General features: G+C 71.9%; 11 protein-coding genes. 3 read left to right on the top strand and 8 right to left on the bottom strand.

From position 1 onward, the window contains the following. Positions 1–4: 4 nt before the first annotated feature. The 6 genes from whiA to ACFYZR_RS00595 all read right to left on the bottom strand — a co-directional run bounded on the left by whiA (position 5) and on the right by ACFYZR_RS00595 (position 6,862). The gene (whiA, locus tag ACFYZR_RS00570) at positions 5–1,012 is read right to left on the bottom strand and encodes a DNA-binding protein WhiA (RefSeq protein ID WP_071964484.1); all 1,008 of its coding nucleotides are present in this window, start codon (positions 1,010–1,012) and stop codon (positions 5–7) included. Next, positions 1,003–2,055 (bottom strand): uridine diphosphate-N-acetylglucosamine-binding protein YvcK, encoded by a 1,053-nt coding sequence (gene yvcK, locus ACFYZR_RS00575; protein WP_391902835.1) that lies wholly within the window; start codon positions 2,053–2,055, stop codon positions 1,003–1,005. The genes whiA and yvcK overlap by 10 nt, the downstream gene beginning before the upstream one ends. Next, entirely contained in the window at positions 2,052–2,984 is a 933-nt protein-coding gene (rapZ, locus tag ACFYZR_RS00580; RefSeq protein WP_391902837.1) for an RNase adapter RapZ, read from the bottom strand. Before rapZ ends, yvcK begins: the two co-directional genes overlap by 4 nt. A gap of 142 nt (positions 2,985–3,126) precedes the next feature. Next, positions 3,127–5,112 (bottom strand): excinuclease ABC subunit UvrC, encoded by a 1,986-nt coding sequence (uvrC, locus tag ACFYZR_RS00585; RefSeq protein WP_391902841.1) that lies wholly within the window; start codon positions 5,110–5,112, stop codon positions 3,127–3,129. A 203-nt stretch (positions 5,113–5,315) separates the two neighbouring features. Beyond that, on the bottom strand, positions 5,316–6,218 hold the full coding sequence (locus tag ACFYZR_RS00590; RefSeq protein ID WP_391902843.1) for a hypothetical protein: 903 nt from the start codon (positions 6,216–6,218) through the stop codon (positions 5,316–5,318). Positions 6,219–6,223: 5 nt separating this feature from the next. Further along, entirely contained in the window at positions 6,224–6,862 is a 639-nt protein-coding gene (locus ACFYZR_RS00595; protein WP_391902846.1) for a papain-like cysteine protease family protein, read from the bottom strand. A gap of 280 nt (positions 6,863–7,142) precedes the next feature. On the opposite strand from ACFYZR_RS00595, the gene ACFYZR_RS00600 reads away from it, so the two are divergent. Then, positions 7,143–8,087, top strand: a complete 945-nt coding sequence (locus tag ACFYZR_RS00600) for a hypothetical protein (protein WP_391902849.1) — start codon at positions 7,143–7,145, stop codon at positions 8,085–8,087. 16 nt (positions 8,088–8,103) lie between these two features. Here ACFYZR_RS00600 and ACFYZR_RS00605 read toward each other — a convergent pair whose 3' ends face one another. Both ACFYZR_RS00605 and uvrA read right to left on the bottom strand, forming a co-directional pair. Beyond that, a complete protein-coding gene (locus ACFYZR_RS00605; protein WP_391902851.1) occupies positions 8,104–8,544 on the bottom strand; it encodes a Rieske (2Fe-2S) protein in 441 nt (146 codons plus the stop codon). A 120-nt stretch (positions 8,545–8,664) separates the two neighbouring features. Continuing rightward, entirely contained in the window at positions 8,665–11,709 is a 3,045-nt protein-coding gene (gene uvrA / locus ACFYZR_RS00610) for an excinuclease ABC subunit UvrA (protein ID WP_391902854.1), read from the bottom strand. A 215-nt stretch (positions 11,710–11,924) separates the two neighbouring features. Here uvrA and ACFYZR_RS00615 point away from each other — a divergent pair, with 215 nt between their 5' ends. Next, positions 11,925–12,611: a maleylpyruvate isomerase family mycothiol-dependent enzyme gene (locus ACFYZR_RS00615; RefSeq protein WP_391902857.1), complete on the top strand. Its 687-nt coding sequence runs from the start codon at positions 11,925–11,927 to the stop codon at positions 12,609–12,611. Positions 12,612–12,621: 10 nt separating this feature from the next. After that, positions 12,622–13,278, top strand: a complete 657-nt coding sequence (locus tag ACFYZR_RS00620; RefSeq protein WP_391902859.1) for an MBL fold metallo-hydrolase — start codon at positions 12,622–12,624, stop codon at positions 13,276–13,278. Positions 13,279–13,315 lie beyond the last annotated feature (37 nt).

The raw sequence follows: 13,315 nt of genomic DNA on the forward strand, positions 1-13,315 counted from the left end.
CAGGTCAGCCGACCATGCCCTCGGCCATCTCCTCGGACAGGTCCGACAGATCGGAGAGGTTCGACTCGGTGCCGGGGATGCCCAGGTCCTGGGCGCGCTTGTCGGCCATGGCCAGCAGCCGGCGGATCCGGCCGGCGACGGCGTCCTTGGTCAGCGGCGGGTCGGCGAGCGCGCCGAGCTCCTCCAGGGAGGCCTGCTTGTGCTCCATCCGCAGCCGGCCGGCGGCCGCGAGGTGCTCGGGGACCTCCTCGCCGAGGATCTCCAGCGCCCGCTGCACCCGTGCCCCCGCGGCGACGGCGGCCCGCGCCGAGCGGCGCAGATTGGCGTCGTCGAAATTGGCCAGCCGGTTGGCGGTGGCCCGCACCTCGCGGCGCATCCGCCGCTCCTCCCAGGCCAGCACCGACTCATGGGCACCGAGCCGGGTGAGCAGCGCGCCGATCGCGTCGCCGTCGCGGACGACGACCCGGTCCACACCGCGCACCTCGCGGGCCTTGGCCGCGATCTGCAGCCGGCGGGCCGCCCCGACCAGCGCCAGCGCCGCCTCCGGGCCGGGACAGGTCACCTCCAGGGAGGAGGACCGGCCGGGCTCGGTGAGGGAGCCATGCGCCAGGAAGGCACCACGCCAGGCGGCCTCGGCGTCACAGGTGGCCCCGGAGACGACCTGCGGGGGCAGCCCGCGGATCGGCCGGCCGCGGCCGTCGACCAGGCCGGTCTGGCGCGCCAGCTGGTCACCGCCCGCCACCACCCGCACCACGTACCTGCTGCCCCTGCGGAGCCCGCCCGGGGCCATGACCACCAGGTCGGAGGCGTGCCCGAAGATCTCCAGGATGTCCTTGCGCAGCCGCCTGGCCGCGATCCCGGTATCCAGCTCCGCCTCGATCACGATGCGCCCGCTGACGAGGTGCAGCCCGCCCGCGAACCGCAGGATCGCCGAGACCTCCGCTTTCCGGCAGCAGGTCCGGGTGACGGGGAGCCGGGAGATTTCGTCCTTCACCGCTGCCGTCATCGCCATGGGCCGATCCTTCCATGCATCCGAAAAATACGGTCGTACGCGGCGGCCAACAGCTCCGGGTCGTGTGTCGGGGAGCCGTCGGGCGAGGCGACCGGCGCCAGCTCGACCGTGGCCCCCAGCCGCTTCGCGGCATCGATGAGGCTGTCCCGGTCGGGCACGGCGGCCTCGTCGGCCAGCACCACGTCCAGGGCGAGTTTAGGGGCGTGTCGGGCCAAAACCTCCAAATGACGCTGCGGGGAGAAGCCATCGGTTTCCCCGGGTTGCGGGGCGAGGTTCAGCGAGAGCACCCGGCGGGCCTTGGTCTCCTGGAGCGCCTCCAGCAGCTCGGGCACCAGCAGGTGCGGGATGACGGAGGAGAACCAGGAGCCCGGGCCGAGCACCACCCAGTCCGCGTCCAGCACGGCCGCCACGGCCTCGGGCACCGCCGGCGGGTCCTCCGGGACGACGTGCACGGACTGCACCTCGCCCGGGGTGAGCGCCACGGTGGCCTGGCCGCACACGGTGGTGACCGCGTCGGGGACGGCCGGATCGTGGCCCTTGACCAGCGCCTGGAGCTCCAGCGGGACCGCCGACATCGGCAGCACCCGGCCGTGGGCGCCCAGCAGCTTGCCGACCAGGTCCAGCGCCTGGACGTGGTCGCCCAGCTGCTCCCAGAGGGCGACGATCAGCAGATTGCCCACGGCGTGGCCGTGGAGCTCGCCCCGGCTCTCGAAGCGGTGCTTGACCACCCGGGCCCAGGTCTGCCCCCAGTCGTCGTCGCCGCACAGCGCCGCGAGGGCCTTGCGGAGGTCGCCGGGGGGCAGCACGCCCAGCTCGTCGCGGAGCCGGCCGCTGGAGCCGCCGTCGTCGGCGACGGTGACGACGGCGGTCAGGTCGCCGGTGATCCGGCGGAGCGCGGCGAGGGAGGCCGACAGGCCGTGGCCGCCGCCGAGGGCGACGACCTTGGGCTGGGCGCCCCGGTGCGCACGGCCCTCGGCCCGGCCGCTCGGGCGGCCGGGCACCAGCTTGCGGACGCGACGCATCCGGAAGGTCCGGCCGGTCACTCGCGCCCCATGTCCCGGTGGACGACTACGGTCTCGACGCCTTCCGAGACAAGACGGTGGGCGAGCTTCTCGGACATGGCGACGGAGCGGTGCTTGCCACCGGTGCAGCCGACCGCGATCGTCACATAGCGCTTGCCCTCGCGGCGGTAGCCGGCGGCGATGAGCTGGAGGAGCTCGGTGTAGCGGTCGAGGAACTCCTTGGCGCCCGGCTGGTTGAAGACATAACCGGACACCTCCTCGTTGAGGCCGGTGAAGGGGCGCAGCTCGGGCACCCAGTGGGGGTTGGGCAGGAAGCGGCAGTCGACGACGAGGTCGGCGTCGACGGGCAGGCCGTACTTGTAGCCGAAGGACATGACGGTGGCCCGCAGCTCCGGCTCCTCCTCGCCGGCGAACTGGGCGTCCAGCTTGGCGCGCAGTTCGTGGACGTTGAGGCTGGAGGTGTCGATGACGAGGTCGGCGTCGCCGCGCAGCTCGCGCAGCAGGTCGCGCTCGGCGGCGATGCCGTCGACGATGCGGCCCGAGCCCTGGAGGGGGTGGGGGCGGCGCACGGACTCGAAGCGGCGCACCAGGGCATCGTCGGACGCCTCCAGGAAGATCACCCGGCGCTTGACCTTCTTGGCCTCCAGGTCGGCGAGCGACTCTCGGAGGTTGTCGAAGAAGCGCCGGCCGCGGACGTCCACGACGACGGCGATACGGGCGACATTGCCCTGGGAGCGGGCGCCGAGGTCCACCATGGTGGGGATCAGGGCGGGCGGCAGGTTGTCCACGACGAACCAGCCGAGGTCCTCCAGACACTTGGCGGCGGTGCTGCGGCCCGCTCCCGACATGCCGGAAATGATCACCAGCTCGGGGATGCCCGCCGCTTCGCCGGTAGCGTCCACCGTCGTGCCCGTACTCACCTGTGCTCCGTCCCGCTCGGTCACGTTCATCCTGTCTTCCCCCGTTCTGCCGACGGCGCCACCGGCGTCGTCTTCCCTTCCATAGTGAGGCCTGTCCGGGCGTGCGGCCCGGACGACGGACCGCGCCGGTCCGGGCGCGGTCTGCCGCAGCCGTCCTGTGCGGCCAGGTCCATCATTCCTCCGCGTCGTCCATGATCTCGCCCGTGGCCGTGTTGACGGCCGGGGCGGGCGGGGCCGCCGCGGCCAGCGCCGCGGCGACGGTCTCGGCCGTCTTGCGGCCGATGCCGGGCGCCGCGCAGATCTCCTCGACCGTCGCGGCGCGCAGCCGCTTGACCGAGCCGAAGTGCTTGAGCAGCGCCTGTTTGCGGGTCTCGCCCAGGCCGGGGACCGCGTCGAGCGGTCCGGCCTTCATGCTTCTGGAGCGCTTGCCGCGCTGATAGGCGATGGCGAAGCGGTGGGCCTCGTCGCGGACGCGCTGGAGGAGGTAGAGGCCCTCGCTGGTGCGCGGCAGGACGACCGGGTCGTCCTCGCCGGGCAGCCAGACCTCCTCCAGCCGCTTGGCGAGGCCGCACACGGCCACGTCGGTGACCCCGAGCTCGTCCAGGGCCCGCTGGGCGGCGGCCACCTGCGGCTGCCCGCCGTCGACCACGACGAGCTGGGGCGGGTAGGCGAAGCGCTTGGGCCGGTCGCCGTTCTCGGCGGGGACCTCGCCGCCGGGCTCGTCGGCCGGGGCCTCCTCGGCCCACTCCCCCGTCTTCAGGCTCTCCCGCAGATAGCGGCGGAAGCGGCGGCCCACGACCTCGTGCATCGAGCGGACGTCGTCCTGACCCTCGAAGCCCTTGATCTGGAAGCGGCGGTACTCGCTCTTGCGGGCCAGGCCGTCCTCGAAGACGACCATGGACGCGACGACGTCCTGTCCCTGGAGGTGGGAGATGTCGAAGCACTCGATGCGCAGCGGCGCCGAGTCCAGGCCGAGGGCCTCGGCGATCTCCTCCAGGGCCCGGGAGCGGGTGGTGAGGTCGGAGGCGCGCTTGGTCTTGTGCAGCGCGAGCGCCTGCTGGGCGTTGCGCTGGACGGTGGTCATCAGGTCCTTCTTGTCGCCGCGCTGCGGGACGCGCAGGTCCACGCGGGAGCCCCGGCGGCCGGTCAGCCACTGGACGACGGGCGGGGCCGGCTCCGGCAGGGCGGGGACGAGCACCTCCTTGGGGACGGCGTCGCCGCTCTCCTCGCCGTAGAGCTGCTGGAGGGCGTGCTCGACGAGGCCCGCCGTGTCGACCGCCTCGACCTTGTCGGTGACCCAGCCGCGCTGTCCGCGCACCCGGCCGCCGCGCACATGGAAGATCTGCACGGCCGCTTCGAGCTCGTCCTCGGCGACCGCGATCAGATCGGCGTCGGTGGCGTCGGCCAGGACGACGGCGTTCTTCTCCATGGCGCGGCGGAGCGCCTCTATGTCGTCCCGCAGCCGGGCCGCTTTCTCGTACTCCATCTCCTCGGCGGCATCATGCATCCGCTGTTCCAAACGGCGGATGTACGCACCGGTACGTCCGGCCATGAAGTCGCAGAATTCCTCGGCCAGTTCGCGATGCTCCTCGGGGGTGACGCGGCCGACGCAGGGCGCGGAGCACTTGCCGATGTAGCCGAGGAGGCAGGGGCGGCCGATCTGGTGGGAGCGCTTGAACACTCCGGCGGAGCAGGTGCGCACGGGGAAGACCCGCAGCATCAGGTCGACGGTCTCCCGGATGGCCCAGGCGTGGGCGTACGGGCCGAAGTAGCGCACGCCCTTCTTCTTGGGGCCGCGCATGACCTGGACGCGGGGGAACTCCTCGTTGAGCGTGACCGCGAGGGAGGGGTAGCTCTTGTCGTCCCGGTACTTCACATTGAAGCGGGGGTCGTACTCCTTGATCCAGGAGTACTCCAGCTGGAGCGCCTCGACCTCGGTGGAGACCACCGTCCACTCCACGGAAGCGGCCGTGGTGACCATGGTGCGGGTGCGCGGGTGGAGGCCGGCGAGGTCCTGGAAGTACGAAGAGAGCCGCTGGCGGAGGCTCTTCGCCTTCCCGACGTAGATCACCCGACCGTGCTCGTCGCGGAACTTGTACACCCCCGGCGAGTCGGGGATCTGTCCCGGCTTGGGTCGGTAGCTGCTGGGGTCGGCCATGTCACACACCCTACTTGCGGGCACTGACAACTCCACCGTCCGGCCGCCGGTCCGCCCACGTCCGCTCACGGGGGGCGGCCGCCCCGTTCCGGCCCGTGGACGGCCCCCGTCCCCGGCCCGTGGACGGGCACGACTCCGGCCCCGGCGGTGGTGGCCGCCGGGGCCGGAGCGGGAGCGGGGGACGGCCCCGTGGGGGGGTGCCGTCAGCGGTGCCGCAGCCGGTGCCTGCGCACCACCACGGCCCCCAGCCCGAGGGCCAGGGCCGCCGCCCCGCCGGCCATCGCGGCGGGGGCCGCGATCGGGGAGCCGCCGTCACCTTCCGGTGCCGCGCTCACCGACCGGTCCGCATCGGTCCCCGGTGCGACGGACGTCGCGTCGCCGTTCACGGCGTCTTTCGCGTCGTAGCCGCCGGCCACGCCCTTCTTCGCGTAGGCCGAGCCCGGCAGCTTGGCGCCGTAGGCCTTGCGCACCCGGTCCCGGTAGGCGTCGACCGTGGTGCCCTGCTCGCCGACCGCCCGCACGGCGTCCTCGTCGAGGGGCAGGACGCGGTCGCCGCGCTGGACGTACCAGGCGTTGATCTGCGGCTCGCGGAAGACCGTGCCACCGCTGAGTTTGCGGGCGCCGGCGGCCGCGTAGCGCGTCTCGTCGTCGCCGGTGGCGATGTTGACGACGCTCCAGGTGTTCCCGGTGCGCGCGGTCCACACCGACGCCTTCTGCCCGTCGGCCGAGACGGCGGTGCTGGCGAGGAAGTCCAGCCGGGCGATCGGGGCGCCTTCCTTGCCCGCCACGAAGTCCCGGTCGAGCGTGTAGACGGGGACGGTCGCGCCGTCGATCCTCGGGCGCGCGTCGGTCTTCGCGAGCGCGCCGTCATGGGCCGCGCCGTCACGAGCCGCGCCGTCGCGGGCGAAGAAGCGGGAGAGCGTGGCCAGGCTGGCGGGCGCGGCGGCCGCGTCGTGGGCCTCGGCGATCCCGGCCGCCGGCGGCGGCGCGGGGACGGCCGGGGGCGGCGCGGCGTGGGCGAGCGGGGCGAGGCCCAGCAGCGCGGCGGTCAGGGCGCCGGCGGCGGCAGCGCGGGCGGCGTTCCTCGGTATGTACCGGTCGGTCATGGCCCTCACGCCCCGATCCCGTAGAGCGAATGGGTCCAGGAGAACTGGTTGTTGTTCACGTACCAGTTGTGCGATGCCCAGTTGTAGCGGTTGCTGGAGGGCCAGGGGTCGCCCCAGTAGACCATGCTGTTCGCGTCGTCGTACCCGTAGAGGACGTGCATATGGCCGCCGCCGGACTGCCACTGGATCCGGGTCTCGACCGGGCGGCCCGCGTCGATCTCGGACTTGACGGTCGAGTAGCGCAGCCAGCCGTTGACGTACCGGCCTTCATTGATGCCGGCCCAGTCGAGGGCGTTCTGCACATTGCCCAGCGTGGCCTGGTTGTTGGGGCATGTGCTGCCCTGGGAACGGTTGAAGGCGGCGTTGCAGAACTGGTTCTGGCTGTAATTGCGGCCGAACCAGGTGGCGATGGTGTTGCCGGAGGCGGCCCAGCACCAGTTCGTCTTCTGCTGCGCCTGCATGCCGATGTTCAGTTTGTTCGCCGCTCGCAGCGCGGGCTGTTCGCCGGTCGCCGCGCTCGCCGTGGTGGGGACGGCGAACAGGGCGGCGGCGACAAGGGCCGTCAAGGACAGCCGTCTGCCGCGTATACGGGCCTTTTCCTCGGTTGCTGATTCTGTGGTTGCCGATGCCGAAGCACGGGACATTTCGCGTTCCTCCCGTGGGTGGGGGGTGGTGATGGAGGAGCGCGTCCGGACGCGTGTGAGGAGCATCGGATGTTGTCGGGGGCTGGTCAACCGGCTTCAATACGGCCAGGAGCCCGGGTGTGAACGAATCCCGCCGGATGTGAACGGCTCGTGGCTGTCCAGTAGGAAAGCGACACGCCGAGGCATGGCCAATACATCTGTCGATCGTGAATATTCACAGGCACACGGGGGCTTCACGGGGGCTCCACAGCGGGAAAGCGCGGACAGAGGAGCGAGTGGAATGGCGCGCACCAGCACAGGCGTTGCCGAGGCCGAACTGGCCCGGGCACTGCGATCGGGCCCCTTCCACCTGGCGCTGCGCACGGCACTGTCGGTGCGCGGGCTGGCACTGCACCGGGTGCAGCACCGGCTGGCGCAGCGCGGGGTGAAGGTCGGGGTGACGAGCCTGAGTTACTGGCAGCAGGGCGTCCGCAGACCCAGGCGACCGGAGTCCCTGCGGGCCGTGCGGATGCTGGAGGACGTGCTGGACCTGCCGGAGCGGGCCCTGACCCGGTTACTCACCGACCCGGCGGCCCTCCGTACGGCCCCGGACCGGCCGGCCGCGCGTTCGTACCGCTCGCTGGTGGAGGAGTCCCGGGCCCTGGAGCGGCTGCTGGCGGAGCTGGAGTCGCCGGAGGACGGTGGCCTCCACACCGTCTGCCATCTGGAGCGGGTGTCCATCGGCGCGGGGCGCGAGATGCGCGCCCGCGACTCGCACCACGTGGTGCGGGCGCACCGGGACGGCGTGGACCGCTATGTGGCCATCCACCACGGCGACGAGGGCTGCGACCCGGGCCGGATGACCGTACGGGCCGGCGAGAACTGCCGGCTGGGCCGGGTCCGGTGGCACGCGGCGGCGGGCGTCCTCGTCGCCGAGCTGCTCTTCGACGCGCGGCTGCGGGCCGGGGAGACGCATGTGTTCGGCTACGGCTTCGACGACGGCACGGGCGGCCCGAGCGGCGAGTACGTCCGGGGGTTCAGCTTCGCGGGCGGGCAGTACGTGCTGCGGGTCCGCTTCGACGAGGCGGCGCTGCCGGTGCGGTGCCGCCGCTTCAGCCAGAACGCGGCGGGGGCGCCGCGCAGCGGTCAGCAGGAGCTGACGCTGGCGGGACGGCACCGGGAGGTGCACCTGGTGGAGCAGGGGGTCCGGCCGGGGATCGTGGGGATCGCCTGGGACTGGTCGTAGCCGCCGGGGGCGTGGCTCAGGCGTCGGGGCCGGCGATCAGCTTGCCGCCGTCGGCCTTGACGGGGACGGCGGGCAGGGGCGCGCCCGCCGGGCCCTGGAGGACCTTGCCGGTGGCGGCGTCGAACGTGCTGCCGTGGCAGGGGCAGCTGATCTTCCCGTTCTCGACCTTGGTGACGACGCAGCCCGCGTGGGTGCACACGGCGCTGAACGCCTTGTACTCCCCCTCGGCGGGCCGCGAGACGACGAGCTTCTGCTCGCGGTAGAGACGCGCGCCGCCGACGGGGATCTCCCCGGCCGCGCCCAGGTCCACGGGGGCGGTGGGGGTGGCCGGCCCCTTGGCGCCCGTACCACCGGTGCACGCGGCGGCACCGACCCCGGCGACACCCGCCAGAGCGGCTCCGCGCAGCACGGTACGGCGGGACGCCGAGGGCGACGGGGAAGCCGAGGGGGACGTCATGCGGAGCTCCAGCGGTGGTACGGGTGGTACGACGTAGCGACAATACCGGCAGTGGGTGGGGTGCCTCCGCCGCGACGGCGATCAGCCACCGCCGGGGAGCCCGGCGGTGGCCGGACCGCCTCAGCCCTTGCGGGCGGCCGCGCCCCGCGCCGTCTTCTTCGCGGCGGTCTTCTTCGCGGCGGCGCCGGTACCGGTCTTCGCCGAGACCGTCTTCCTGGCCGTAGCGGCCTTCGCCGCCACCGTCTTCTTCGCCGCCGAGGCGGCCTTCTTCGCGGGCGCCCGCTTCGCCGCCTTGCGCGCCACCGGCACCGCCGCGTCGCTGACGCGATCGCCCAGCATGTCGCGGAGGAACTTGCCCGTGTGGCTGGTCGGTACGGCCGCCACCTCCTCGGGCGTGCCCTCCGCGACGACGAGGCCGCCGCCGGAGCCGCCCTCGGGGCCCATGTCGACGACCCAGTCGGCGGTCTTGATCACGTCGAGGTTGTGCTCGATGACGATGACCGTGTTGCCCTTGTCGACCAGCCCGGACAGCACGCTGATCAGCTTGCTGATGTCCTCGAAGTGCAGACCGGTCGTCGGCTCGTCCAGGACGTACACCGTCCGCCCGGTCGACCGCTTCTGGAGCTCGCTGGCGAGCTTGACGCGCTGGGCCTCGCCGCCGGAGAGGGTCGGCGCCGACTGTCCCAGGCGGACATAGCCCAGGCCCACCTCGTGGAGCGTGCGCAGGTGGCGCGAGATCGTCGGCACGGCCTCGAAGAACTCGAGGGCCTCCTCGATCGGCATGTCCAGCACCTCGGCGATGGACTTGCCCTTGTAGTGGACCTCCAGGGTCTCCCGGTTGTAGCGCGCGCCGTGGCAGACCTCGCACGGCACGTACACGTCCGGCAGGAAGTTCATCTCGATCTTGATGGTGCCGTCGCCCGCGCAGTTCTCGCAGCGACCGCCCTTGACGTTGAAGGAGAAACGCCCGGGCAGGTAGCCACGGACCTTGGCCTCCATCGTCTCCGCGAAGAGCTTGCGGACGTGGTCGAAGACGCCGGTGTACGTGGCGGGGTTCGAGCGCGGCGTACGGCCGATGGGCGACTGGTCGACGTGGACGACCTTGTCGACGAGGTCGTCGCCCTCCACGCGCGTGTGCCGGCCGGGGACGGCCCGGGCGGCGTTCAGCTCGCGTGCCAGGTGGGTGTAGAGGATGTCGTTGACCAGCGTCGACTTGCCGGAGCCGGAGACGCCGGTGACGGCCGTGAGCACGCCCAGGGGGAACGACACGTCGATGTCGCGGAGGTTGTTCTCCCGGGCGCCGCGCACGGTGAGCCTGCGGGTGGGGTCCACGGGGCGGCGGACGTCCGGGATGGGGATGGACCTCTTGCCGGACAGGTACTGACCGGTCATGGACGTCTCGGTGGCCAGCAGCTCCTTGAGGGGTCCGCTGTGGACGACCTTGCCGCCGTGCTCGCCGGCGCCGGGGCCGATGTCGACGACCCAGTCGGCGACCTTGATGGTGTCCTCGTCGTGCTCGACGACGATCAGGGTGTTGCCCATGTCGCGCAGGCGGACGAGGGTTTCGATCAGGCGGTGGTTGTCGCGCTGGTGGAGGCCGATGGAGGGCTCGTCCAGGACGTAGAGCACACCGACGAGGCCGGAGCCGATCTGGGTGGCCAGCCGGATGCGCTGGGCCTCGCCGCCGGAGAGCGTGCCGGCGGCGCGGTTGAGCGAGAGGTAGTCCAGGCCGACGTCGACGAGGAACTTCAGGCGCTCGTTGACCTCCTTGAGCACCCGCTCGGCGATCTTCTTCTCACGGCCGGTGAGCTTCATGTCGCGCAGGAAGTCCGCGCACTCGCTGATCGACATCGCGGAGACCTCCGCGATGGACCGGCCCTGCACGGTGACCGCGAGGACGATGGGCTTGAGCCGCGTGCCCTCACAGGTGGGGCAGTGCACCTCGCGCATATAGCCCTCGAAGCGCTCACGGCTGGTGTCGCTCTCCGCCTCCGAGTGGCGCCGCTTGACGAACGGCACCGCGCCCTCGAAGGCGGTGGTGTAGGCGCGCTCCCGGCCGTAGCGGTTGCGGTAGCGCACCTCGATCTGGGTCTTGTGGCCGTGGAGCAGGGCCTTCTTGGCCCGCTGGGGCAGCCCGGCCCAGGGGATGTCGGTGCGGAAGCCGAGCGCGTCGGCGAGCGCGCCGACCAGCCGGCCGAAGTAGTCCTTGGTGTGGCCGTGCGACCAGGGGCTGATGGCGCCCTCGTCGAGGGACTTGTCCTCGTCGGGGACGATCAGCTCGGGGTCGACCTCCATGCGCGTGCCGATGCCGGTGCATTCGGGGCAGGCGCCGAAGGGCGAGTTGAAGGAGAAGGAGCGGGGCTCCAGCTCCTCGAAGGACAGATCGTCGTACGGGCAGTAGAGGTGCTCGGAGAACATCCGCTCACGCTCGGGGTCGTCCTCGGCGAGGTCGACGAAGTCGAGGACGACCATGCCGCCGGAGAGGCCCAGCGCGGTCTCGACGGAGTCGGTCAGCCGGCGCTTGGCGCTGTCCTTGACGGTGAGGCGGTCGACGACCACCTCGATGGTGTGCTTCTCCTGCTTCTTCAGCTTCGGAGGCTCGCTGAGCTGGATCGTCTGCCCGTCGACCCGGGCCCTGCTGTAGCCCTTGGTCTGGAGGTCGGAGAAGAGATCGACGAACTCGCCCTTGCGCTCGCGCACCAGCGGCGAGAGCACCTGGAAGCGGCTGCCCTCGGGCAGCTCCAGCACCCGGTCCACGATCGCCTGAGGCGACTGCCGGGAGATGGGGCGCGCGCACTCGGGGCAGTGAGGCTTGCCGATCCGGGCGAACAGCAGCCGGAGGTAGTCGTAGACCTCGGTGATGGTGCCGACCGTCGAGCGCGGGTTGCGCGAGGTCGACTTCTGATCGATCGAGACCGCCGGGGACAGGCCCTCGATGAAGTCCACATCGGGCTTGTCCATCTGCCCGAGGAACTGCCGGGCGTAGGAGGAGAGCGACTCCACGTAGCGGCGCTGGCCCTCGGCGAAGATCGTGTCGAACGCGAGGGAGGACTTGCCCGACCCCGAGAGTCCGGTGAAGACGATCAGGGAGTCGCGCGGGAGGTCGAGCGAGACGTTCTTGAGGTTGTGCTCGCGAGCGCCACGGACGATGAGACGGTCTGCCACGCCAGTCGGCACCTTTCTTGAGAGTCGGCTCTGGAGAGCTGAGGGGGCTGGTCCTCACCCCCGATCCAGAGTACGGGGGAGGTCTGACAACCAAGGGCCGCACGAAAAGTCGTCAGCGATGCCGTGCCACCCACGAGCCTATAGCACGCACATTCGATTTACGGGCCGGATCGACCTCCTTCACCCGAAGGAGTGGCGGGGCTATCGTCGGCGCCATGACTGATCATGTGCACGACTTGAACGCTGTACGTGAGGCGACCGACCGGCTGCTCACCGCCGCCGGCACCCTGGACAACGCGGCCGCGGCCCAGGCGTCACGGCTGCCCGGCTGGACCCGGGGCCACGTCCTGACCCATCTCGCGCGCAACGCGGACGCCCTGGTGAACGTGCTGGAGGGCCGCCCCATGTACACGAGCGCCGAGGCCCGCGACGCCGACATCGAAAGCGGCGCGCCCCGCCCGCTGGCCACCCAGCTCGACGACCTGCGCACGGCGGGCGCCCGCTTCCTGGACACGGCGACCACCCCCGCCGACTGGAACCGCACCGTCACCCTGCGCAACGGCGTGACCGACACCGCCGCCAACGTCCCCTTCCGCCGGCTGATCGAGGTCGAGCTCCACCACGTCGACCTCGGCATCGGCTACGACCTGGAGGACCTGCCCGCCGGCTTCACCGCCCGCGAGATCGACTTCCTGGCGAAGCGCTTCACCGGCCACCCCGACGTACCGGCCCTCCGGCTGGTCTCCACCGACGGCGGCACCTGGACCTCCGGCCGCGCGGAGGGCGAGCCGCTCACCGTGACCGGCACGGCCCCGGCGCTGCTGGGCTGGCTGGCGGGTCGCAGGGACGGCGCGGAACTCCAAACAGGTGGCGCTCCGCTGCCCGTTCTGCCGCCCCTATAGGCTGTCGACCATGATGTACAGCGGAGCGGTAGAGGTCGGCGGACCTGCGGACGTACACGAGTTGGCCGATCTGATGATCTCCAAGGTCGCGGTCGGCCCGATGAACAACAACGCTTATCTGCTGCGCTGCCGCGCGACGGACGAGCAGCTGCTGATCGACGCCGCGGCCGAGCCCCACACCCTGCTCACCCTGATCGGCGACGGCGGCATCGCCTCGGTGGTGACCACCCATCAGCACGGCGACCACTGGGGCGCGCTGCGCGAGGTCGTGGACGCCACCGGCGCCCGCACCTACGCCGGCCGCGAGGACGCCGAGGGCATCCCGGTGCCGACGGACGTGCTCGTCGACGACGGCGACGTCATCCGCGTCGGACGGGTGGAGCTGACGGCCCGCCACCTGGTCGGCCACACCCCGGGCAGCATCGCGCTGGTCTACGACGACCCGCACGGCCACGCCCATGTGTTCACCGGCGACTGCCTCTTCCCCGGCGGCGTGGGCAACACCCACGACGACCCCAAGGCCTTCGCCAGCCTCCTCCACGACGTCGAGACCAAGATCTTCGGCGAACTCCCGGACGAGACCTGGGTCTACCCGGGCCACGGCAACGACACCACCCTCGGCGCCGAGCGCCCGCACCTCGCGGAGTGGCGCGAGCGCGGCTGGTGAGGCCCGGCGGCCGAGGCCGCCACCGACGGTAGCGCGC

This window comes from Streptomyces sp. NPDC001678 (assembly GCF_042892945.1).
Classification (GTDB): domain Bacteria; phylum Actinomycetota; class Actinomycetes; order Streptomycetales; family Streptomycetaceae; genus Streptomyces.